This is a genomic window from Thauera sp. 2A1 (genome assembly GCF_009469595.2).
In the GTDB taxonomy this organism is placed as follows: Bacteria; Pseudomonadota; Gammaproteobacteria; order Burkholderiales; family Rhodocyclaceae; genus Thauera.
This window is the reverse complement of the sequence record NZ_SSXV01000011.1, coordinates 36,197-57,387: the sequence shown is the minus strand read 5'-3', so window position 1 is coordinate 57,387 and position 21,191 is coordinate 36,197. Positions and strand designations below refer to the sequence as shown.

At 68.1% G+C, this 21,191-nt stretch carries 22 protein-coding genes; all 22 read right to left on the bottom strand.

Going from position 1 to position 21,191, the window contains the following annotated elements; genetic code table 11:
- Nucleotides 1–57: 57 nt before the first annotated feature.
- The 22 genes from GH664_RS11880 to GH664_RS11775 all read right to left on the bottom strand — a co-directional run bounded on the left by GH664_RS11880 (nt 58) and on the right by GH664_RS11775 (nt 21,189).
- On the bottom strand, nt 58–2,046 hold the full coding sequence (locus GH664_RS11880) for a MacB family efflux pump subunit (RefSeq protein WP_153168285.1): 1,989 nt from the start codon (nt 2,044–2,046) through the stop codon (nt 58–60).
- Nucleotides 2,043–3,365 carry an efflux RND transporter periplasmic adaptor subunit gene (locus tag GH664_RS11875; RefSeq protein ID WP_153168284.1) on the bottom strand — a complete coding sequence of 441 codons (1,323 nt, stop codon included), beginning with the start codon at nt 3,363–3,365 and terminating at the stop codon, nt 2,043–2,045. Before GH664_RS11875 ends, GH664_RS11880 begins: the two co-directional genes overlap by 4 nt.
- Nucleotides 3,366–3,631: 266 nt before the next feature.
- Complete coding sequence (locus tag GH664_RS11870) at nt 3,632–4,051, bottom strand: biopolymer transporter ExbD (protein WP_153168359.1); 420 nt, start codon at nt 4,049–4,051, stop codon at nt 3,632–3,634.
- Nucleotides 4,051–4,809 (bottom strand): MotA/TolQ/ExbB proton channel family protein, encoded by a 759-nt coding sequence (locus GH664_RS11865; protein ID WP_153168283.1) that lies wholly within the window; start codon nt 4,807–4,809, stop codon nt 4,051–4,053. Before GH664_RS11865 ends, GH664_RS11870 begins: the two co-directional genes overlap by 1 nt.
- A gap of 2 nt (nt 4,810–4,811) precedes the next feature.
- Nucleotides 4,812–5,612 carry an energy transducer TonB gene (locus GH664_RS11860; RefSeq protein WP_228111484.1) on the bottom strand — a complete coding sequence of 267 codons (801 nt, stop codon included), beginning with the start codon at nt 5,610–5,612 and terminating at the stop codon, nt 4,812–4,814.
- 62 nt (nt 5,613–5,674) lie between these two features.
- Nucleotides 5,675–6,154 carry a bacterioferritin gene (gene bfr / locus GH664_RS11855; RefSeq protein ID WP_153168282.1) on the bottom strand — a complete coding sequence of 160 codons (480 nt, stop codon included), beginning with the start codon at nt 6,152–6,154 and terminating at the stop codon, nt 5,675–5,677.
- Nucleotides 6,151–6,390, bottom strand: a complete 240-nt coding sequence (locus GH664_RS11850) for a (2Fe-2S)-binding protein (RefSeq protein ID WP_153168281.1) — start codon at nt 6,388–6,390, stop codon at nt 6,151–6,153. Before GH664_RS11850 ends, bfr begins: the two co-directional genes overlap by 4 nt.
- Nucleotides 6,391–6,427: 37 nt before the next feature.
- Entirely contained in the window at nt 6,428–6,625 is a 198-nt protein-coding gene (gene hemP / locus GH664_RS11845) for a hemin uptake protein HemP (protein WP_228111483.1), read from the bottom strand.
- Between the two features lie 194 nt (nt 6,626–6,819).
- A complete protein-coding gene (locus GH664_RS11840; protein ID WP_153168279.1) occupies nt 6,820–8,367 on the bottom strand; it encodes a hypothetical protein in 1,548 nt (515 codons plus the stop codon).
- On the bottom strand, nt 8,364–8,675 hold the full coding sequence (locus GH664_RS11835) for a hypothetical protein (RefSeq protein WP_153168278.1): 312 nt from the start codon (nt 8,673–8,675) through the stop codon (nt 8,364–8,366). The genes GH664_RS11840 and GH664_RS11835 overlap by 4 nt, the downstream gene beginning before the upstream one ends.
- 1 nt (nt 8,676) lies before the next feature.
- Nucleotides 8,677–9,087 carry a hypothetical protein gene (locus GH664_RS11830; RefSeq protein WP_153168277.1) on the bottom strand — a complete coding sequence of 137 codons (411 nt, stop codon included), beginning with the start codon at nt 9,085–9,087 and terminating at the stop codon, nt 8,677–8,679.
- The gene (locus GH664_RS11825) at nt 9,088–11,913 is read right to left on the bottom strand and encodes a hypothetical protein (protein WP_153168276.1); all 2,826 of its coding nucleotides are present in this window, start codon (nt 11,911–11,913) and stop codon (nt 9,088–9,090) included.
- A gap of 3 nt (nt 11,914–11,916) precedes the next feature.
- Nucleotides 11,917–12,441 carry a hypothetical protein gene (locus GH664_RS11820; protein ID WP_153168275.1) on the bottom strand — a complete coding sequence of 175 codons (525 nt, stop codon included), beginning with the start codon at nt 12,439–12,441 and terminating at the stop codon, nt 11,917–11,919.
- On the bottom strand, nt 12,438–14,900 hold the full coding sequence (locus tag GH664_RS11815) for a tape measure protein (protein ID WP_153168274.1): 2,463 nt from the start codon (nt 14,898–14,900) through the stop codon (nt 12,438–12,440). Before GH664_RS11815 ends, GH664_RS11820 begins: the two co-directional genes overlap by 4 nt.
- Nucleotides 14,901–15,095: 195 nt before the next feature.
- Nucleotides 15,096–15,509 carry a hypothetical protein gene (locus tag GH664_RS11810; protein ID WP_153168273.1) on the bottom strand — a complete coding sequence of 138 codons (414 nt, stop codon included), beginning with the start codon at nt 15,507–15,509 and terminating at the stop codon, nt 15,096–15,098.
- A gap of 8 nt (nt 15,510–15,517) precedes the next feature.
- Nucleotides 15,518–16,300 carry a hypothetical protein gene (locus tag GH664_RS11805; protein ID WP_153168272.1) on the bottom strand — a complete coding sequence of 261 codons (783 nt, stop codon included), beginning with the start codon at nt 16,298–16,300 and terminating at the stop codon, nt 15,518–15,520.
- A gap of 155 nt (nt 16,301–16,455) precedes the next feature.
- A complete protein-coding gene (locus tag GH664_RS11800) occupies nt 16,456–17,217 on the bottom strand; it encodes a hypothetical protein (RefSeq protein WP_153168271.1) in 762 nt (253 codons plus the stop codon).
- A gap of 9 nt (nt 17,218–17,226) precedes the next feature.
- The gene (locus GH664_RS11795; protein ID WP_153168270.1) at nt 17,227–17,736 is read right to left on the bottom strand and encodes a hypothetical protein; all 510 of its coding nucleotides are present in this window, start codon (nt 17,734–17,736) and stop codon (nt 17,227–17,229) included.
- Nucleotides 17,736–19,967, bottom strand: coding sequence for a gp436 family protein (locus tag GH664_RS11790; protein ID WP_228111482.1), 2,232 nt, complete (start codon nt 19,965–19,967; stop codon nt 17,736–17,738). Before GH664_RS11790 ends, GH664_RS11795 begins: the two co-directional genes overlap by 1 nt.
- A 6-nt stretch (nt 19,968–19,973) precedes the next feature.
- A complete protein-coding gene (locus tag GH664_RS11785) occupies nt 19,974–20,354 on the bottom strand; it encodes a hypothetical protein (protein ID WP_153168269.1) in 381 nt (126 codons plus the stop codon).
- A gap of 2 nt (nt 20,355–20,356) precedes the next feature.
- Nucleotides 20,357–20,770: a hypothetical protein gene (locus GH664_RS11780; RefSeq protein ID WP_153168268.1), complete on the bottom strand. Its 414-nt coding sequence runs from the start codon at nt 20,768–20,770 to the stop codon at nt 20,357–20,359.
- Nucleotides 20,767–21,189 (bottom strand): hypothetical protein, encoded by a 423-nt coding sequence (locus GH664_RS11775; protein WP_153168267.1) that lies wholly within the window; start codon nt 21,187–21,189, stop codon nt 20,767–20,769. The genes GH664_RS11780 and GH664_RS11775 overlap by 4 nt, the downstream gene beginning before the upstream one ends.
- Nucleotides 21,190–21,191 lie beyond the last annotated feature (2 nt).

Here is a 21,191-nt window from a genome sequence, read left to right as displayed (position 1 = left end):
AGGCGCGTCATCGCGTCCCGATCGCGCCCCGGTCCGCTCCAACGGGTCGTGGCTGGTTCATTCCGACGCCAGCGCGACGACCGGGTCCAGCCTTGCGGCCTTGCGCGCCGGCAGCCAGCCGAACACCAGCCCGGTGGCGAAGGCGCAGCCGAAGGCCAGCACTACCGGCATCACCGAATAGCGGATCGGCGTGCCGAAGCTGGCGATGAGGGCCGCGCTGCCCAGCCCCACGGCCACGCCGACGAGGCCGCCGACCGCGGACACGACGAGCGCCTCGATGAGGAACTGCTGCAGGATGTTGCGCATGCGCGCGCCGGTGGCCATGCGGATGCCGATCTCGCGCGTGCGCTCGGTGACCGACACCAGCATGATGTTCATGACGCCGATGCCGCCCACCAGCAGCGAAATCGCCGCCACGGTGCCGAGCAGCACGGTGAGCGTGTTCTGTGTCTCGCTCACGGTGGCGATCACCGAGGCCATGTTGCGGATCTGGAAATCTTCCACCCCGTGGCGCGCCAGCAGCAACTGGCTCACCTCGGCCTGCGTGTCGTCGATGCGCGACACGTCTTCCACCGCTACCGTGACGTTGCGCAGGAAGCGCTGGCCGGTCAGGCGCAGGCTGCCGGTGGTGAAGGGCACGAAGACGATGTCGTCCTGGTCCTGTCCCCAGGGTGTGGCGCCCTTTGGCGTCATCGTGCCGATGACCTGGAAGGGGATGTTATTGACCAGCACGTACTGGCCGATCGGGTCGGCGTCGCCGAACAGCGCCCGCGCCGTCGTCTGGCCGAGCACTGCGACGGTGGCGTAGCGCGCTTCGTCGGCGGCGCTGAAGAAGGTGCCGGTGGCCACGTCCCAGTTGCGCGCCAGGCTGTATTCGGACGAGGTGGCGTTGACCGTGGTGCGCTGGTCGGTGTTGCCGTAGCGCACGGTGACGCCCGCGCCCTGCTCCGGCACCGAGGCGAGCACGTTGGGCAACTCGGCGATGGCGCGTACGTCCTCGATCACCAGCGTGGCGGTGGTGTCGCGCCCGCGCTGGTTGGGCGCGCCGGGGCGCACGGTGAGCAGGTTGGTGCCCATGGCGCTGATCTGGTCGACCACCTTCTGCTTGGCGCCGTCGCCGATGGCCAGCATCGCGATCACCGAGGCGACGCCGATGACGATGCCGAGCAGCGTCAGGATGGCGCGGAAGACGTTGGCCCGCAGCGCGCGCAGCGCCGTGCGGGTCGCCTCCAGCACATCGGACAGCGAGGAGGTGCGATCGACGTGCGGCGTGAAATCCGGCTCCGGCCCCTGTGGCGGCTTGGGCCCCGGATCGGTGACGATGCGGCCGTCGCGGATCTCGATGATGCGCTGCGCCTGCTCGGCGACCTCGCGTTCGTGCGTGATCAGGATGATCGTGTGGCCTTCGGCCGAAAGCTGTCGCAGCAGCTTCATGACCTCCTCGCCGCTCTTGCTGTCGAGCGCGCCGGTGGGCTCGTCGGCGAGGATGATGCGGCCGCCGTTCATCAGCGCGCGCGCGATCGACACCCGCTGCTGCTGGCCGCCGGAGAGCTGGTTGGGGCGGTGACGCGTGCGTTCGCCCAGGCCGAGGGCGGCGAGCAACTGCTCGGCGCGCGCATGGCGCTCGGCTGGCGGCATGCCCGAGTAGACCGCCGGCACCTCGACGTTCTCACGCGCGCTGGCACCGCCGATCAGGTTGTAGCTCTGGAACACGAAGCCGAAGGCCTCGCGCCGCAGGCGCGCGAGCTCGTCGCGGTCGAAGCCGGCCACGTCCCTGCCCATGAAGTGGTAGATGCCGCTGCTCGGGCGGTCGAGGCAGCCGAGGATGTTCATCAGCGTGGATTTGCCCGAACCCGAGGCGCCGACGATGGCCACGAACTCGCCCGGGTAGATGCTCAGGTCGATGCCGTGCAGCACCCGGGTCTCGACCTCGCCGTTGATGAAGCTGCGGGTGATGCCCGACAGCTCGATGAGCGGGACGCGGGCGGGGGGCTCGGCGCTGCGCGCCGCGTCCGTCGCCGGGCTGCCGAACGTGTCGCGCTTCATAGCCGCGGCGGCATGCGCGGCGTGGCGCCGCTGCCGTTGCTGCCCGGCGTGGTGAGGCCGGCGACCACGCGCTCGCCTTCGGCGAGGCCGGACAGCACCTGCGCCTGCACGCGGTTCGATACGCCGATCTCGACCTTGCGCTCTTCCAGGGTGCCGCCATCGGTCGCGACGCGGACGCTGCGCTGGCGCGGACGCGGGGCAGCGGCCTGGTCAGCCTGGCCCGCTGCGCTCCGGGTGGCATCGCCGCCCGTGCGCGATGCGCCAGCCGGCGCCCCTGCCGGCACACTTGCCTGTGCTGCGGCGGGGGTCCCGCCGCCCTGCGCACGCGGCCCGCGCCCGCCCTGGCTCAGCGCTGCCATCGGTACCACCAGCACATCCTTCGCCTGTGCGACGACGAAGAACACCTGTGCGGTCATCTGCGTCATCAAATGGCCGTCGGCGTTGGGGACGTCGAACAGCGCGTTGTACAGCACCACGTTGTTGGTCACCGTGGGCGTGGGCTCCACTTTTTCCAGCTTGCCGTACCAGCGCTTGCTCTGGCCGCCCAGCGTGGTGAAGTAGGCGTCCATGCCGAGCTTGAGCCGGCTCACGTCGGCTTCCGACACCTGGGTCTGCACGGTCATCGTATTGAGGTCGGCCACCCGCAGGATCACCGGCGCCTGCTGGTTGGTGTTCAGCGTCTGGCCCTGGCGCGCGGTGATGGAAACGACGGTGCCGGTCATCGGTGACAGGATGCGCGAGTACTGCAGGTTGGCCTCGTCGGCGCGCAGGGTGGATTCGATCTGCTCGATCTGCGCGCGCAGCGCCTCCAACTGGGCCTGGGCCGACTTCTGCGTCGCCTCGGCGGTCTGCAGCGTCTCCTTGGTGGTGGCGTCCTCGGCCATCAGCGCCGTCTGGCGGCGCAACTGGATGCCTGCCAGGGTGAGCTGTGCCTCCCGGTCCTTGAGCTGGGCGCGGAGGTTGCGCAGTTGCGCGCGCGAGGCGTCGACCCTGGCCAGATACACGGTGGGGTCGATCTCGGCCAGCAGTTCGCCCTCCTTGACCTCGGAACCCACGTCCACGTGGATCTTCTTCAACTGGCCCGAGACCTGCGCACCCACATCCACGTAGTTGCGCGGCTGCAGCGTGCCGGTGGCGGTCACCACGTCCTCGATGTCGCCGCGCTGCACGGTGGTGAATTGGTACTTCGTCTGTTCGTCGGTCTTGCCGAAAATCCGGGGCCATGCGAACCAGGTGGCGCAGGCGAGCGCGGCAACGATGGCGAGGTACAGGGCGGGACGTTTCCAGCGTGACGGGCGAGGGGGGGCGTCGGAACTCATCGGGCAGGGGAGGGCTGTCGTGGGGCGATTGTCTGGTGTCTACGGTACGAGACCATGGACGAAGCATAGAGGTTCGCGCCCGGCCGATGTGTATCGCGCTGTACATGCGCCGTTGGCTACCAGGAATGCAGACGGGGCACACGCGATGAGCGGTGCCCCGTCAGGACCGGGTGCGGGCCAGGCCGCTGCGCGGCCGTGCGGCCACGCTACCGGAGGCGCCGCCACCGGGGTTGCCGCCGCCGGTGTGACGGCCGGCGGTTCGATGACTACGGCTGCTGCGGCACCGTGATGAAGCCCATCTTCTCGATGCCGGCGGTGCGCGCCTGGGACATCACTTCGGCGAGCTTCTGGTAGCGGGTGTTCTGGTCTGCACGCAGGTGCAGCTCGGGCTGCGGCGACTTCGCGGCCGCCTCGGCCAGGCGGCCGGGCAGCGCGGCGGCGTCCAGCGGCTGGTCGTTCCAGAACATGCGGCCTTCGGCGTCGAGCGCGAGGGTGACGGTTTCTGGTTTTTCCACCGTGGGCTGGCTCGCCGCCTGCGGCAGGTCGATCTTCACCGAGTGGGTCAGCAGCGGCGCGGTGATCATGAAGACGATCAGCAGCACCAGCATCACGTCGATGAGCGGCACCATGTTGATGTCGCTCTGCGGGGCGCGTGCGTCGCCCTGGCTGAATCCGCCGAACGCCATCATGCCGCTCCGCTGGTGGCCGGGCGGATGCTTGCCGGGGTGCTGCTGCCGCCCTGCAGCTCGTTCAGCGGCACGATGCGCGAGCCGGTCGAGAACCAGGCGTGCAGGTCGTGGGCGAAGGCGTCGAGCTCGGACAGCTCAAGCCGGTTCGAGCGCGTCATCCAGTTGTAGGCCAGCACTGCGGGGATCGCGACGAAGAGGCCGAAGGCGGTCATGATCAGCGCCTCGCCCACCGGTCCGGCCACCTTGTCGAGCGTCGCCGCACCGGACACGCTGATGTTCACCAGCGCGTGATAGATGCCCCACACCGTGCCGAAGAGGCCGACGAAGGGCGCAGTGGAGCCGATGGACGCCAGCAGCGTCATGCCCGATTCCAGGCTGGCGGTGGACAGCGCGATCGACTTGCGCAGCGCGCGGGTGATCACCTCGTCGGCGTCCAGGGTGCTGCCCAGGCTGCCTTGATGCGTGTGGCGGCGGACGTGATCGGCGGCAGCGGCGCCCTGCTGGGCGAGCGCCTCGAAGGGCGAACCCGCTGCCTGCTGGGCAAGGCGCCTGAGGCCTTGCCCGAGGTCGGGAGCGGACCAGAAGGCTTCCACCGCGCCGTCGAAGCGGCGTGCACGGACTTGTCGCGCAATGCGCAACAGGATGAGGTACCAGCTGGTGATCGACATCACCAGCAGCATGAGCGCCACGCCGCGGATGACGAGATCGGCTTGCGCCCAGAGATGGGCCAGACCGAAGGCCTGAGAGGTTTCCATGTTCAGCTTTCCTGCAGTTTGAAGATGATGGGCACGAGCACCCAGGATTCGATGGACTGTTCGCCCTGCCGGGCGGCGACGAACTTCCAGCGCCGCACCGCATCTTCCGCGGCGCGATCGAGCCGCTCGGAGCCCGAGCTGCGCGCGAGCTCGATGCGCTCCGGCAGGCCGGCGGCGGAGACCAGCACCTTCAATGTGACCTTGCCTTCCTCGCGCAGGCGGCGCGACAGCGGCGGGTAGGGTGGCGCCGGGTTGTTGAGGTAGTCGGCATCGAAGCGCGCCGCGGTGACGGGCGCCGGCGCAGGCGGTGCGGCGGGGGCGGGTGCCTGAGCGGCGACAGCCGGCGCCGGCGCTGCGGTGGGTGCCTCGGCACTGATCGCGCTGGGTGAGGTGCTTGCCGGCGCGGGTGCCACGCTCGCCTGCTTCACCACCGGCTGCGGCCGCGGCCGGGGTTGCGGACGGGCCTGGACCTTGGGCGGTGCGGGCGGCGCCGGCTGCCGGACTTCGGGCATGGGTGGCGGCGGAGCGGGCGGCCTGGGGGCTTCGCCCTGGATCAGGGCGACCTCGATCGGCCGCTCGACGGGCTCGACCCTCTTGTGTTGCGCGATCCAGCCGATCGCCAGCAGCCCTGCCGCATGCGCTGCCGCGACCAGGATTGCCAGCGAGGCTCGCCGAAGCGGCGCGGGCTTGCCGTCGCCGCCCCGTCTGCGCAAGCCTTGCTGGCCGAAACCGACGGGTCCGTGCATGGCAGGCGTGGACATGGAGACCGGGGGCAGCGGCAGGGCAGCGGAGGCAGCGTTCATTGGCGGCAAGGCGAAGGGAGAACCACCGGCGCGGCTCGGGCGGCCGGCAGTCCGGGGCGCAGTCAGGAAGCGTCAGCGTCCATCTGTGATTGCAGGTAGTTCTGCAGGCCGACGGCTTCGATCAGGCCGAGCTGGGTCTCGAGGTAATCGATGTGCTCTTCCGTGTCCTCGAGAATCTCCTCGAAGATCTCGCGAGAGACGTAGTCGCGGCAGGACTCGCAATGGGCGATCGCCTCGATCAGGTCGGCGCGGCCGCCTTGCTCGAGCTTGAGATCGCCATGCAGGCATTCAGGCACGTTCTCGCCGATCAGCAGCTTGTTGAGGTTCTGCAGGTTGGGCAGGCCTTCGAGGAACAGCACGCGTTCGATCAACTTGTCGGCGTGCTTCATCTCCTCGATGGATTCGTCGTACTCGTGCTTGCCCAGCTTCACCAGACCCCAGTTCTTGTACATGCGCGCATGCAGGAAATACTGGTTGATGGCCGTGAGCTCGGTGGTGAGCTGCTTGTTCAGAAACTGGATGACCTTCTTGTCGCCTTTCATGTGGCCTCCGTAGCGAGGGAAAACCGGGTGTCCGACTGCGTCCGTAAAACTGTCGTGTCCGGGATTGCGGACAACCCCAAGGCATCGCGCAGGCACTGGTGGGCACACTTGGCGCACCGCCCGCATTCCGCGGTCACGCCCAGTGTCTCCCGCAGTTGCCGCAGCCGGGTCATGCCGTTGCGGGCAGCCTCGAGAATATGACTTTCGGTCACTGCATTGCAGACGCAGACATACATAGTCTAGCCTCGCCAGAGGTCCATGCCTCAACTGGATTCATTTGGTCAGGATCAGCTTGCCGCTGCGCGTCGCGCGCAGCACGTAGCGCGTGCCCAGATGCTCGATTTCCACCGCGTGACGGCCGTCCAGCAGATCGGCGCTGGACAGCGTCCGCACCGAGCCGGGCGGCGTGCCTGGCGACGCGTGAAACTGGCGAGCAGGCTCGGTCGAATCGGGATGGGACGGCTGGGTCACGAGTTTGATCTTGCAAACAACAATGATTCGCATTTAACCATGTGGGGGCGGGGCGGTCAAACGGAAGTTGCGCGTAATGCCGCGCGCGAAAAATGAGCCATACGCAGCGCGATAAATAGTGAAGCGTGGAGTTTGCGCTTAGAAAACAAATTTGAGAGGTGCGCAAAGCGTATCCGCCGGGAAACGAGACTCCGTCACACCCAGCAGCGCGGGTCGCCAGCGTCCCAGTCGATGACGCCGGTGATCGGGTGAGCGGACGCGAAGCCGTGCAGGCTGGATGCGCCGATCGACAGCGTGCGATTGAGCTGCTGCGCCGAAGAGACGCCGACCACGCCGATGTGCTGATGCCCCATCGAGGCATTGCCGGATGAGCCGGTCTCCCCGAGGTAGTTGTAGCAGAGCAGCGACCAGGCACGGTTGCTCAGCCGGCTAGCCACGTACGTAAATCCGAACTGGCCAACGCCAAACCAGTCGAACTGCGTCGCGACAGGCACATTGACGCCGTTGAGCGTACCAGCGGTCGTTTCCGTGCTTGTCAGCCAGTTTGTGGTGCTACCGGATGGAACGGACCCACCCAGCGTGCCCGACAGAGTGGTCAGTGTCGTCGCGGGGCACACGACCTCGGGGCCGCCGTCGTATAGCCGCAGGCGCATGCTGCACGACTCCACGATCTCGCCCGTGGCCGATACCGACGAGGCCCCCGAAGCGACCGCCGCGTCGTCGATCTCATAGTTTGCGGTGATGACGTACTGTTCTTCGATGCGCACGAGTTGCGCCGCACCGTCGTGAATGACGGCGCCGAAAACAGTCGAGACATCACAGTATACGGAGCCAGATTCACCGGCGATGAACGCATCAGAATCCACCACCGTGTGGTCTGGCGGCAGCGACGACTGAACCTCTTCCCAGGTCGGATAGTCGTTGATGTCATAGGCCAGGTAATAGTCCGGCCCTGGATTTAAGATCGTGTAGCGGACGCGCCCCACCCTTGTCAGCGTTGCGGGGTGGATCACTTCGACCCGGTTACCGCCTTCTGTTGTCGGCTTGAAATAGATGAGCGTCGCAGTGGCCATCATCGCGGGCGGCACGCCAGCGAGTTCGATCTTCCAGATCCGCACGACATCGCGATACTGCAAATTCGTCTTTTCGCCATACAGCCGACCCAGGACGAGTATTGCGAGCGCCCCGTCCGACGATGCGTCGTCTATGGCGTACAGGTCTTGCGAGCCGGGGGCAAACGGCCGATCGATCTCCGGATAAACCGTCTGCGCGGCCGTCGGCTCACCCATAGCCCGCGGGAATACTCCGAATCGCGTCGCCGTGATCTCGGTGCCGCCGTTTTGCCCGACCGTGATAAGCCAACGGCCGCCGTCCGGATCGATGTAGATCCAGCTCCGCAACGCCGCGAATTGATTGATGTGCAGCGGCTTGCCGTACAGCCGCCGGCGAGCCCCAGCGAGGATGCCGTAGTTGGGCCAGCTTCGGCCGGCGGCATCGTCTGCAGCCGCTGCGGCGGACGAGCGCTCCACCAGCGGATGGCCCGGCACCTGCACCCCGAAGGCGTCGCCGATGCGGGACTCGTACTGCATCGGGCCGGGCTGCGGGGCCTGGCCGAGCGTCGGAACGGCACGGCCTGACGCGGTGTGGATCAGGCCGGTCGACTGTGTCCATAGGCCGTGCCACGGGTCGCCGAAAAGCGTGACGCGCCCTGGCGATGGTGCAGGCGAGTTCTTGTCGATCATGCAGGGGGTTCAGCGAAGAGGAAGTCCGATCCGTCTTTGAGCCTCAGCTTCTTGAGCGGTTCGACCTCGATCGTGAACAGGCCGTCGCTGCTCGTCAGAATCTTGGCACCCCAGTATTCGCGCAGTGAGGCGTCGAGCTCTTCGAGGGCGACCTGCTGGCCGTTGCCGCCCGTCGCCGACGGACGGCCGGTGGAGACAGCGCCCGGCCGGCCGCCCTTGTCCGGCGGGCGCTTGAACTTTTCCCAGCCGGGCTCCCGCTTGACCAGGCGGTCGATGGCGTCCTGCAGCGGCGACGACGGCGCGGGCATGTCAGGCCTCGACGCAGAGCGAGGTCTGCAGCGACAGGTCGGTGAACGTCGCCGGGGTTGATGACCCGGAGGTGGCGCGCACGTAGATCGCCACTTTGTTGGCCGCACCGCTCGACAATGTCGTGCCAATGTTGAGAGCCGCGCCCGGCGTGGCGCTGGCGAGGCCTGCGTAGCTGAGTGCCAGGCGAATTGCCGTCGCAGGTAATCCAGTACCGGCGTTGGCGTCGATGATGCTGAACGCGATCGGGTCGGTGCCGGGTGCGCTCGCGGCCTGCAACGTCAGATTGGGGCTAACGCTGCCGAAGTAAATGACCGCGTCCGCGGGGGCGCCGCTGGTGGCCTGCTGCATGTCGAGCGTGGTTAGCTCGACTGTGAGACCCGGGTCGGCGTAGCACTTCCAAGTCAGGGCCATCTAACTGACCTCCAGGGTGTCGGTGGGGATTGCGACATCGATCTGCGCGACAGCCGGCAGATCGAGCGGATTGCGATCCTCGGGGGCGACGTCGGGCGCACGCATGCTGAGCTGGTGCGGGTAGTAGTTGCGGCCCGCGACGGACGGGCCGCTGAGGTTGGTGGTGAAGCCGATCATCGTTGTCTCGTTGAAGGGCGGCGAGCCGATCTGCCCGCCCACGTAAGTGCCGATCTCGAACGAATGCGCGGCGAGCGGCGGCACGTAGCCATCCGCCGGGCTGGCCGGTAGCGACCATGCAGGGTGCGCCGCCGAGGCGGCGCCGGGCATGCCGACCGCCAGGGTGAGCGTGCTGATGGCGTGGCCCGAACCCGGATCCATGGTGTGCGTGACTTCCTGCACGTCGCCCGACGCGCGGAGCCGGGCGTGCTCGAGCACGATGCGGGTATCGAGCCAAATGTCGGGGCGCAGGGGCACGCCGAAAGACACGCGGCCTGATCGGCTGGCGCGCCAGAGCCGCACCCACGCGCGGTCGAGCAGCGTGCGCAGCGCCTCGTCGCGCGCTGCAGGGTCGAACCCCGCGGGCTGCCAGTCCTCGTGCATGTCGCCGGCTCCGTAGGTGTTGCTGAGCATCGGCTCGAGCGACGGGTCGCGCTCCCAGTCTGGCTGGTCAAACGCGCTTTCGAGCGTGGCGCCGATCTCCTCGCCCACCGGCGCGCCGATCTGCGTTTCGAGCGACGGGCACACCACGGTGACGGCATAGTCCTCTGTGACGACCTGGCGCCACCTCGTCGAATACGTCGCGGAAAACGACATCGCCAGCGCCGGGGCCGTGACCGCGTCGATGGTGAAAAACCCCGATGCGATCGTGTCGCCGATCTGCCAGCTCCGCGCGGGCGGGTGCTCGATGCGCGGGGTGCCGACGAGATCCCAGCCGCTCACCGACTCGCAGGCCGATTGCACCATCGCGGTGGTCAGGAATGCGCTGCCCGGATAGCTCTGCGTCGCGGTGACCTGCGGCTTGAAAAAGCTGATGTCCTGCGCCCATTGCGCGGTCGCGCCGCGATAGCGCAGGCGGGTGTAGCGGTACTGCAGGCGGCAGGCGACGCGGGTGCGGAGCTGTTCGCGCGAGGGCAGGTCCACGGACACCGACTCGTCGAGCACATCGGCTGTGCGCACGGTGAGCGTGCGGCTGCCCGCGCCCCACGGAACGATGCGGGGGGACTGGAGCACATCCAGCGCCCAGGACGCGCCGCGCGACTGGATCCGCTCGAGCAGATAGGCGTGGTTGTCGGCCGGCTCGCCGGAGACCGCCAGGCTCCAGCGCCCACCGACGAGCGCGTCGATCGCCTCGCGCGGCGTATTGCTCCACACCTCCTGCGCCTGGTCGTGGCAACTCAGCGTGATGGCGCCGGTTGCAAGGTCGATGCGCGGCACGTCCACGACGCCGGTAAACATGCGCTGCACGGCGCTGCCGTCGGCGCGCGCAAACGAGACAGTGACGCGCCGGCCGATGAGGCTGAGCGGCTGCAGAGGCGAGGCGGGCAGCAGGGCGAATTCGGCGACGGCCGCAGCATCGCGGGAATGCGTGACGGTGACCGCGCCGAGCAGGCGATCGGAGATATCCGCCCCGTCGAGCGTGACCACCGGGCGCCAGGCACCAGCCGGTGCGGCGGCCCAGCCTGCGGCGCCGTCGAGTCCGCCCACCGCGGCCCCGTCGATGACCGAGATGCGTAGCGGCAGAGCGCGCGCCGCGGGGGCGACCGCAGAGAGGCGCACAGGTAGGGTAACGCGTTCGCCCGCGGCGACCACCGAAATGGTGATCGGCAAGGTGACCTGCGGCGCGCCGGCGTCGAGCTCACTGACGCCGATGACATCGTCTGCGGCGGCAACGAAAACCCCGTCGACCTCGATCAGTGCGTTGATCCCGACCGCGGCGAATGCCGCATCCTGCGTCGCCCACGTCGCGCCAGCGTCCAGCGAATACGCAATATGACCATCGGAGCCTGCGACGACGACCGCGGCGGCGCTTGCCGCGATCAAACCCCAACTCCGGTAGTTTGCAGTTGCGACGATCTGTGATGTCCACGTCACCGCATCGGTAGATGTCCAGATCCGGCCGGCATCACCGGCGGCAATGTAGACCCCGTCGACGTAGGTCAGACAGTAGGCCATGCCGCTGGCGCCGAGCGCGCCGACTGTCCACGTGATGCCGTCCGAGGAGCGCAGGACCGTGCCAAAACTGCCAACCGCCACAAACTGACCGCCGGCGAAGATGAGGTCGCTGATGCTGTAATCGTAGGAGCTGACGCGCAACGTCCACGACGCGCCGGTGGGCGACGACATGATGCCGTAGTCGCGGCGGGCAACGTACATGCCGTTCCCGTACGCGAACCCATTGACCCAGTTGTCGGCCTCGACGACGCTACTGGCCGCCGACCAGGTCGCGCCGTCGGCCGACGTTACCACGCGGCTATTGGTGGTCCCGGCGAGGAATAGCCCGTTCCGGTATGCCACCGACGCGAATGGCACGGCGAGTGGCGATGTTCGAGCGGTCCACGCGATGCCGTCGACCGACGACGCGATTCGCCCCAGCGGCGCGCCCCAGCCTTCGCCGACGACGACGGCAACGCTGCCCGACGAGGCCACGCCGTACAGATCTGCGTCCGCATGCTGCGAGTCGCGGGCGGTCCATGTGACGTGGTCGGTCGACGTGTAGAGCGCGCCGGCGTTGCCGACGAGGATCGTGCGTGTCCCATGTCGCGCCATGGCGCGCACCCAGTTGCCGGCCAGGCCGGCGATCGTGCGCGGCGTCCAGGTCAGGGCCATGGCTCAGACCTCCTCGGCGGTGAGCTGCCAGCCCGCCACGGCGCCGGCGGCGTCGTAGCTCACGCTCGGGCCGGCCGGGGCGCGGACGGTGAGCAGCGGATACCACGCAACCTGGTAGCCAGCCGCGCCGGCGACCACTGTCAGCGTTGCGACGTTGCCCGCCAGAGCGACCGGAGTGGGCGTGAGCAGACCGACTGCGGTCACGGCCCAGCCGTAGGGGGCGGCGTCGCTGCGGCGCGCGGCGGGGAGCGTGATGACGTTGCTGGCCGACTGGATGCTTCGCGCAGCGACGCAGCCCAGCGTGTGGGGCTGTGACCATTCGATGCCATCCAGGCCGGGCGGCGCGATGCCGCTGGCGCTCAGCGTGGTGCGGATGCGCCGCCACGCCTCCTGGTGGACCGCCGCGCCCGCACCGAGCCGGAGCAGCGTGTAGCCGCCGAAAAACTCGTAGCTCTGCTCGATCTCGCCGGCGATCGGCAGCGGCAGGCGCAGGCCGTCGATCGTCAGATCCGGTTGTCGGCGGCTCATCGACGTCCCCTCGACAGCGCGGCGCGGCGAAACATGCGCACGATCTCGTCGGCGACGTCCTCGCGCGCGGTGGTCTCGAAGCGGCCAAGCTGCCCCATGTCGAGCACCACCGGGGTGTTGCCGCCGCCGCTGTCTGCCAGCGCGGGCTGCAGCGCAGACGAAACGAGCCCGCCGCTTGCGAAGCGCGGCACCGCCATGCTGTTGAGCGCAGCTAGAAAGCTGGCGCCGTAGTGTCGGACGGCCGCCGCGCGCACGACGAATTCGCCATTGCTGAGGCGGGCAAGAATGCTGTCGCTCGTGCCGGAGCCCGGCCCACGGACATGGCCGCCCGTGGCGAAGCCATTCTGTTTCGAGTTCCAGGCGGAGGCTGCATCGCTGAACGACGACGTGCCTGCGTCCCCTACCGTTCTGACCATAACGGTCTTCTCGGCGGGGATTGCGTCGACGGCCGTCTTGACGCCCTCAAGCGCGGTTTCGGCCTTGGCGGTGTCGGCGGAAACTTCAACTTTCTTTTCGGGCGTGATGGCGGGCACGGAAGGTTGGGCGCCGCCCTGCATCGCGTTCTCGATGCGGCGAACATCCCCCTGCGCCGGCGCGGCACCCCCGCCCGCCTTGGCGTTGAGCTCGGCGAGCTGCCCGATCAACGTCTTGATCTTGGCTTCAGCCGCGGTGATGTCGAGCTGGATTCCCACCGGCTTCGCGAGCTCAGCTTTCAGCACGACAAGGCGCTGTTCCGCCGCCTGAATTTGCCCCTGTATGGCTGTCGCCGTCTCTTCCTGCTGCTGCGCTTCCTGCTGCTTGATCTTTGCCTGGGCCTTCAGGGCTTCGGAACGAATCTTGCCCAGTTCCTCGAACAAGTTCGCGGCGGCGCGATCGTCAGTGATCTGTTCTGCGAACCGCTCGGCGCGCTCGGCCTGCTTCGCCGCCTCTGCCGCGAGCTTTTCCGCGCCCTTCAGGTCGCCCTCGAACGCCTTGATGGTCGCCCTGGCGGCGCTGCCGCTCGCCTGGTCGGTGAGGTCACGCGCCTGGCGCCTCGCCTCCGCGTCGCGCTCTTCGGGCGTCATGCCCTTCATGAGGCGATCGGCTGCCTTGTCCTGTCCGGACTGGCGCGCGTCGGCCGCTTGCTGCATCAATGCCGCGGCTTCTTCTTTCGCGCGCCGTGCGCCTTCGATCGCGCCATCCCACGCGGTACGCAGCGCATCGCGCAGGCGCTCCGTGCCTTTGAGCTGCTCTTCGGTGGCCTTGCGCGCTTCCTCGATCCGCTTGGATTGGAGCGCCTTGTCGTCAAGCAGGATGTCGGCGTTCGCCTTGCCGGCCATGACGGCGCGCAGGCTTTCAAGTCGGCCGATTTCGGTGGCGAGATCGGATTCGATCTTGCCGCGCGCCTTAGCCGTGCTTTCGGCCTCTGCCACCGTGCGCTTCTGGGCCGCCATCGGCTCGAGCAGGATTTTCTCGACCTGAACGCCGATCTCGCGATATGTGGCCAGAGCCCCCTCGAGGTCGCCCGACAGCGCCTGTTTTATCGCGAGCGAATAGCCGGCCAGCCCCGTGCCAACGATCCGAAACAGGCGCGCGACGCCGTCAATGGCATCGCTGATGAACTCGACGAATGGGCGGATCGTTTCGCCTGCGTTCGAGAAATCCTTGATTCCATCCGCCACGAACACGATTGCACGGGCGATCGCCTGTAGCGCGCCACTCCCCTGATCCGCCGTGCCGACGATCTCGCTCACCTGGTTCTGCAACAGCGTGACCGCTTGGCCGACGGTCATCGGCAGGCTTCGGAAATCCCCCGCCACGCGGGCGGACACCTTCTCCAGCGCCTTGACGACAACCTCTGTCGTCAGCGCCCCCTGTTCGCCCAGCTTGCGTAGCTCGCCGCGGGTGACGCCAAGCCCCTCCGCGATCGCATCGGCCAGCGCCGGAGTCTGCTCGAGCACGCTGTTGAGCTCGTCTCCGCGCAAGGCGCCGCTCGCCATCCCCTGGCCAAACTGCATCAGCGAGGCCTGCGCCTCGCCGGCCGTGGCGCCTGACAGCGCAATCGCCTGGTTGATGGTGGTGATGACGCCCACGCTGGCGGCGCCGCTGCGACCGATGCCGTTGAGCGCCGGGGCCAGGCGGGTATAGAGCTCGACCGTCTCCTGCAATGGGGCGCGGGTTTCGGTTGCGGCCTGCTTCAGCGCCGCCTGCACTTCGGTGAAATTGGCGGTGTATTGCGTAGCAAGGCGCAGGCGCGCCGTCATTGTTCCGTAGGCGTCGGCCGTCTGGATGATCTGCGCCGCGCCAAGGCTGGCGCCGATGGCGCTGAGCACGCCCTGCAGGGGGCGAAAACTCTGTGTAACGCTGTCGGCCTGCTGCCGGAGCCCGCCGACTTCCTGGCCGAACTTGCGCAGCATGCCCACAGCCTGCGCACCGTCTGCCGTGATGCGGAAATTGAGCGACTGATCGCCGAGCGCCATGCTGTTCCTGATCGGGTTGCGGTTGCGGGGGGCCGACTTATCCGGCTTCCTTTTCGAGCGCCGCGAGCACCTTGCGGAAGCCCTTGTCGGCGGCCTGTGCGGCGCGGGCGATCACCAGATCGTCGCGGCGACGGCGGGCCTCGAGGCGGTTGTGGGCGCGGGCGAAGGCCGCGACCTGGTCGAGCGTGTAGCCGCTTACGTCGGCGAAGCGGTGTCCGCACTCGACGAGGCGGGCAACGGCAAGCCCCCAGCCGCCATCACCGCCCGCTGCATGGCCGCGACCAGGGCGCGGCCGTTGCGGACGAAAAAACTTTCGTTCGCCTCGATGGCGGCCACCAGCAGCGCGGCGGCCTCGTCGAGCGACAGGCCCTTGAGCCAGTCGGCGTCCTGGCGGGTGAGCACCGCGATGAGGCGGATCGCCAGATCGGGATGCTCCACCACCAGCGCCACCGGATCGAAGCCCGCCCCCAGCGACGTGGCCGACTCGCGCAGCACGGCCAGCAGCGCGGGCAACTCGCCCAGCGTGAGCGGGCCCACTTCCAAGTCACGGCCGGCCACGCTGACAGGGACGGGGCCGGGGAACAGTGCCTGCAGTTCGTCCTTGCTCATGACGCGCCTCAGGCCTGGACCGTCATGCGGCCGAAGAAGCCGAAATCGTCACTTGCCGTCTTCGTCGCGTCCGCCAGCAGCGAGCCGGCGAGCGGCGCCTCCAGGCGGGACTGCCCGTCCTGGATCAGGGACATCGTTTCGGACGGCGGCGGCGACCAGCGATAAAAGTCGGCGGTAACGTGCGGGTACAGCGCGCCCGGCACGGTGTTGATGCCGACGAAGCGCACCCAATACTCGTCGCCCGAGCCGCTCATCATCTTGACGAACTCGACCGCCGACGGGGTGAAGCTGGCCTTGAATGCGCCGACGAAGGGCCCGCCAGAGGTCAGGTCGATGATCTCGATCTGGCCCGCCTTGGCGTCGAGCCTGTAGTTGACGTCCGGTGTCAGGGTCTTCGGGGTGCCGGAGGTGGAATCCTCAATCGTCACCGACGAGACGCCGAAGGCATTGAGCAGCAGCACGTCGCCGACGACGGGCAGCGTTGCCGAGATCTCGCGGCCGACGACCGGCGTGACGCCTTGCGTGACCACGGCGCCGCGGGTGGCGATGACGAAGTTGTCGCGGTTGAACTGCAGGAAGGTGATCTGCAGATTGGCTTCGGTCTCGCCCGGCAGCTTGAGCGCATCACCGCGCTGGCCCGTCCAGTTCTCTTTGAACTTCGTCTCGTTCGGAGTGAATCCGAACTCCATCAGCGCGTCACCCACCCAGGCGAGCGGGCCCGGCAGGCCGCTGGGAAGGCGCTTGCCAAGGTAGATCTTGCCTTGGCCGGAAAAATACTCGAGGACTTCCATTTGGGCGGACTCCAGATCGTGTGCAGTGGGTACGACACGATCTTCCCGCCCGCGCGCGAGGGCGCGTAAATGAAGCGTTTCAATGCTGAAGCGGGTGCGCCCCTCGCCAGCGCTTGCCAGCGGGGGGCCGCCTCACGGCTGGGGGCGAAGCAGAATCAGCCCATTACGGCTTGCGTGAAGCGGCCGAAGCCCCCGAGCATGCCCGGCCGTGCGCGCGACGTATCGAGCAGCACGTCGCCCGAGAGCGGCACGCCAGGGAGCCGGCGCTGGCTGTCGAGCAGCACCAGGTCTTTCAGCCGCGCAATCTCCACCTGCCATAGCTCGAGCACAAAGGGCGCGTTACCCGCCGCGATGTTGATGCCCTCGTAACGCAACTCCAGCGGCCTCGGCGCCTGGGTCAGCAGGTCCACCTGATGTGCACCCAGGTGCGCATAGGCCACGTGCAGCGGCTGCGTAGGGGCGGGATCCGGCAGGCTCACGAATTCGACCGCGCCGAATGAGCCGTGCACCGCGTAGTGCTCGGGGGCGATCGTCGTCGGCGTTGCTGCGCTGTCGGTCACGACCACGTCCGACACGCATAGATGCGGCAGCCGCACCTCCACGCCTGGCGCCACGGGCGGCAGCGTGTAGCTCGACACGGCGCCGCCGGCCTGTTCGGCCACCGCGCCGCTCACCAGCTCGGCCAGCGATGCAGACGTCAGCCGATGCAGCACCGCCGACAGCGACAACGTGCCCGCCAGCGGCTGGCCTGGCAGACGGCCACGATTGCCACTCCAGTTCTCCGAGCGGCCGCCGGCCAGCGGCGCCGCCGACAGCGACAGTGCGGACAGATCGCCAAACGACTGCCACGCCGCAGAGGGCTCCCCAGCCGGACGGAAATAGAGTTTTCCAGGACCAAACTCATACGGTGTGTTCATGGCGGTCGCTCACGGATGCGGGAAGGCGGCAGGCGTGTCCAGTGTCGGGCGGATGATGCCCGGGCCGCTGCGGGTGGAGTGAAAGACCTCGGACGTGAAGGCCACCGCGTAGTAGGCAAAACGCGCCTCGCTGAAGTAGGGCCGCGGCGGCTGTGCGGGCACCAGGGCGCCGGTGCTGCCCGGCGGCAAATAGCCATGCAGGGCAGCAAAGACGTCTGCCACGTATGGCCCCGCCTTCTGGTTGCGGGCAGTGGCCTCGCGGCCCTGGGAAGCATCACTGACCGCCACCACTGCCAACCAGCGATGCGCAAGCAGGGCGCGCTGCTCGTCGGCATCGAGCACCGCATAGCCGTCATAGACGACGTAGACAGCCGGCACAACCTGCATCTCTTCAGCCACCGTTGCCAGCACGTCGCGCGTTTCCACCGCGCGTGCCCACGCATCGGGCCCGCTCTGGCAGCGCGCCTTCAGTTGCTCGACGATGCCGGCCTCCGCCGCGTGGAAATTCCACTCGCCCATCAGAACCCCCTCAGCGTGTCGTCGGTGATCTGGCGCGGCGAGAAGCAGTCGTACACCTCCGCGGCGCCCGATTGAACGTCGGTGCCGATCAGCTCGCCGGGCGAGCCGCCCCACGGGCAGGTGAGCTGCAACGCGCCGCTGGCGATGTCATCCAGCGTGGCCTTGGCCTGCTTGTAGCGGCGCACCACCTCGTTTTCGGGGGCGAGGTCGTCGTAAAGGAAAAAGCGTGCGATGTCGCACGCCAGGCGGGTGAGCTGCGGCGGCGCCACCGCCGTGGGCTCGGTGCCCGGCGGCACCGGCGGGCGGATGCAGCCAGCGAGCGGCAGGCGGTAGATGCGCCCCACCGCGCTGTCGATCTCCATCTGCGCATCGTTGATCGCGATCTGCACGCGAGTGGTGTCGATGTACGCGGGCGGCACGTTCGCGGTGTCGGTGAGCTGGATCAGCTCGGCTTGCCCGAAGCGGGTGACCATATCGGCCAGGGTGGCGTATTTCATGGGGTAGTCATCCACGACGACGCCGGAGGCTTCGCCGACGATCAGGGCAAGGAAGGCGACGAACTCGGCGCCCGGCGCGGCCGCGGGCTCGCTGCCGGCGGATTCGCCGACGGCGGCGCCCGTGATCAGCGACAGGAAGGCCTGCCAGGTATGCGCCGGCACGCTCGCTGCGCCGCTGGCAGTGCCTGCGGACAGGGATGCCGAGGTGGTGAGGGTGTCCCCAGGCGCAACGCCTGCGCCCCCTGCGGTTGCCGCACCGGGCAACAGGCTTGCGCTGAGCGAAAGCGCCTGCCCGCTGGCCGCTGCAGCCCCCGTGGCTGCGCCCGGCAGCAGGGACAGCGAAGCCGAGACGGTCGCGCCGCTGGCGTTGCCCACTGCGCCGGCCGACGCCGCTCCGGGGATGAGGCTCGAAGCTGCTGCGAGCACCACGCCACCGGCGACTGCGCCGCCCGTCGCTGCACCAGGTGCAAGCGAAGCCGTAGTGACGATGGTCGCGCCCGGCGCATTGGCTGTGCCGCCTGCCGTGACAGCGCCGGGGATCAGGGTTGCGGCGACGCTGACGCTGGCGCCAGCCGCGGCAGCGGCCCCCACGGCCGCGCCAGGGACAAGCGATGTGCCGGCGGTGACAACCGCGCCAGGCGCGTTGCCCGTAGCGCCAGCGGTCGCCGCGCCGGGAATCAGGGTCGTAGCCAGAGCGAGGCTGGCGCCGGCAACGGTGGCCGCCCCCGAGGCCGCTCCCGCCAGGATCGACGCGGCGAGGGCGATCGACTGCCCTGCGGCGGCAGCCGCGCCACTGCCCGCGCCGGGGAGGAGGGCCGCGCTCTCCGTAACCAGGGCGCCGGCGGACGACGCTTGGCCCGATGCCGCGCCGGAGACGATCGCGCTGGCGAGGGATACAACGGCGCCGGGGGCCGAGCCTGCGGCCGAGCCGGTTGCAGCGCCCGGGATCAGAGAGGATGAGACGGTAAGCGTCTGGCCGTCGACAGTCGCCGCCCCCGCCGCGAAGCTGTAGATCCTGACCGGATCATCCTCATAGAACATCCACGGGTTATCGACCGCAGCTTGAATCTCTTCGTCGGTCGCAGACCCGCGAATGATCGCAGCCGAACCGATGACGCCCTGGTACTGCCAGCTAATGGCGCTCCATCCGCCGTACTGAATGGTTGTCGCGCCGTTGAACAGTTTTCCGGTGCTGTCCGCGACAAACTTTTTCTTGCCGATGAATAGCGCGTTGCCGCCGTAGGCCGCATTGCCCGTCACATCCTGCCGAAATGCGATGGTCCTGTTTTCGGAGTTGTAGAACGCGCCGTTGTTGATCTCTGTGTGAGAGCCCCTCCCCGTCCCAAAAAAATAGAAGATGCCGCTAGTGTCGATCTGGCTGTAGCTCGAATACGGCTCAGAGCCGAAGAAGACGCAACCCGCCCCGGGCGGGGCTCCGACTACCGGCAGGAACAACACCACCGTCACAGGCTCGTTCAGCACGCTCGCCATGAGCGTGCTGTTCTGGACCTTGCCGACGGCTGAATTGTCGAGCCTCAGCCCGTCGCCGTGCGTGGAGGGCTCCAGCCAGTACTGCCCGGTTGGCGTCCAAACGGCCGTCTCATCCGCAACGTCCGTCACCCCTGACGATGAGAAGTGGACGAGCGACAGCAGCCGGTCTCGCCAATCCTGTGCGACCTTCTGCCGGCCCTGCGGCTGGGAAAACCGGCGACGGGGGATGAGGATTTCGGCCACGGCGCCTTACACCATGTAATGGGTCAGCAATGCCTCGACCGTCACGGCCTGCCCGGCGTTGCCCGCGAACTCCACTTCCAGGTGCCGCACTTCCGGGCCGAAAGTGAAACTGCGCACCGTGTCGGCGTTCGCGACCAGTCCGCCGCCGAAGCGCCAGATCTGCTTCCAGTCCGCGCCATTGCCAGCCGCGCCCGGCAGCACGGCTTCGTGCGAAATCAGCACGCGCCCTTCACACTGCGCGGTGGGGCCTGTGGCGCCGTTGACGATGCGCAACGTCAGCACGCCCCCCGCCTTGTCGGACAGATCGACGGTGCCGCGCGTCGTGGCCCCTGCTGCGTTGCTGGTGCCGACTGCGACCAGGACAACTTTTGTTTTCGTGATCGCCATCGTCAAACCCTCAGCGAGCCGTCATCGGCGTAAATGGCCACCCGCACGTCGTACTCGGCAACCGGCGCGGGTTCCTTTGCCCGGGCCACGAGCGCGTCGAGCTGCGCTTGGGTGAGCAGCCCGCCCGCAACCAGCGGCTCCAGCAGCCCGGCCTGCGCGACGACATCCAGCCGGAGCCGACCTTGCTCCAGCAACGGCTTGACGTGCCGGTAATCGGGCGAGGCGTAGAGCGCATCCAGCACTGGGTTTGCGGCTGCCAGCCCGAGCACTTCGATGATCGTGCCAACCCCGATTTCGGTCGGTTTCCAGCGCTTGCGGCCCTCGGACAGCGCGGCGGCCAGCGCCACCGTATCCGGCACGAGCGCCTGTAGCGCTGGATCGGCGCCGATCGCGGCGCGGATTTCGTCATGCGTCATGACTTCACCCCGTAATGTTCCGCCAGCATCCCGGGCGTCCAGGCTTCCGGCCGTGCGAGCCCGAGCGCCGAGGCCACCCATTCCGAGCAGAACCAGCGGCTCCGGTCCTCGAACGGCGTGCGCAGCACTTGCTGCGCCAGCAGGTCCAGCCAGCCGTAGCCGGCGCCCTTCGTGCTCGCATAGAGCTGCGTCACCGCGAGCGGATTGACGTGCAGCAGCGGCACGACCGTCCAATGCTCGCCGCTGATATCGATGCGCTTCCGGCGCACGCCACCGTCGCGGATCGACGACGAGTAGCACTCGTCGCCCACCACGAGCTCGCAATGCGAGTACGGCGAGCGCGTCCACCAACAGACAAGCCGCCCGCCGATGTCGGACAGGCGGTGCGGCTTGTACAGCGCCAGCTTCACGGCGGCCATGG

Bases quoted from the DNA above. Each gene is read 5' to 3' on its own strand.
- GH664_RS11880 (WP_153168285.1), bottom strand. From the start codon at position 2,046: ATGAAGCGCGACACGTTCGGCAGCCCGGCGACGGACGCGGCGCGCAGC.
- GH664_RS11775 (WP_153168267.1), bottom strand. From the start codon at position 21,189: ATGGCCGCCGTGAAGCTGGCGCTGTACAAGCCGCACCGCCTGTCCGAC.
- GH664_RS11810 (WP_153168273.1), bottom strand. From the start codon at position 15,509: ATGAGCAAGGACGAACTGCAGGCACTGTTCCCCGGCCCCGTCCCTGTC.
- GH664_RS11785 (WP_153168269.1), bottom strand. From the start codon at position 20,354: ATGGCGATCACGAAAACAAAAGTTGTCCTGGTCGCAGTCGGCACCAGC.
- GH664_RS11835 (WP_153168278.1), bottom strand. From the start codon at position 8,675: ATGCCCGCGCCGTCGTCGCCGCTGCAGGACGCCATCGACCGCCTGGTC.
- GH664_RS11825 (WP_153168276.1), bottom strand. From the start codon at position 11,913: ATGGCCCTGACCTGGACGCCGCGCACGATCGCCGGCCTGGCCGGCAAC.
- GH664_RS11870 (WP_153168359.1), bottom strand. From the start codon at position 4,051: ATGGCGTTCGGCGGATTCAGCCAGGGCGACGCACGCGCCCCGCAGAGC.
- GH664_RS11800 (WP_153168271.1), bottom strand. From the start codon at position 17,217: ATGAACACACCGTATGAGTTTGGTCCTGGAAAACTCTATTTCCGTCCG.
- bfr (WP_153168282.1), bottom strand. From the start codon at position 6,154: ATGAAAGGCGACAAGAAGGTCATCCAGTTTCTGAACAAGCAGCTCACC.
- GH664_RS11850 (WP_153168281.1), bottom strand. From the start codon at position 6,390: ATGTATGTCTGCGTCTGCAATGCAGTGACCGAAAGTCATATTCTCGAG.
- GH664_RS11820 (WP_153168275.1), bottom strand. From the start codon at position 12,441: ATGAGCCGCCGACAACCGGATCTGACGATCGACGGCCTGCGCCTGCCG.
- GH664_RS11860 (WP_228111484.1), bottom strand. From the start codon at position 5,612: ATGAACGCTGCCTCCGCTGCCCTGCCGCTGCCCCCGGTCTCCATGTCC.
- GH664_RS11780 (WP_153168268.1), bottom strand. From the start codon at position 20,770: ATGACGCATGACGAAATCCGCGCCGCGATCGGCGCCGATCCAGCGCTA.
- GH664_RS11830 (WP_153168277.1), bottom strand. From the start codon at position 9,087: ATGGCCCTGACTTGGAAGTGCTACGCCGACCCGGGTCTCACAGTCGAG.
- GH664_RS11795 (WP_153168270.1), bottom strand. From the start codon at position 17,736: ATGGGCGAGTGGAATTTCCACGCGGCGGAGGCCGGCATCGTCGAGCAA.
- GH664_RS11875 (WP_153168284.1), bottom strand. From the start codon at position 3,365: ATGAGTTCCGACGCCCCCCCTCGCCCGTCACGCTGGAAACGTCCCGCC.
- GH664_RS11840 (WP_153168279.1), bottom strand. From the start codon at position 8,367: ATGATCGACAAGAACTCGCCTGCACCATCGCCAGGGCGCGTCACGCTT.
- GH664_RS11865 (WP_153168283.1), bottom strand. From the start codon at position 4,809: ATGGAAACCTCTCAGGCCTTCGGTCTGGCCCATCTCTGGGCGCAAGCC.
- GH664_RS11815 (WP_153168274.1), bottom strand. From the start codon at position 14,900: ATGGCGCTCGGCGATCAGTCGCTCAATTTCCGCATCACGGCAGACGGT.
- GH664_RS11805 (WP_153168272.1), bottom strand. From the start codon at position 16,300: ATGGAAGTCCTCGAGTATTTTTCCGGCCAAGGCAAGATCTACCTTGGC.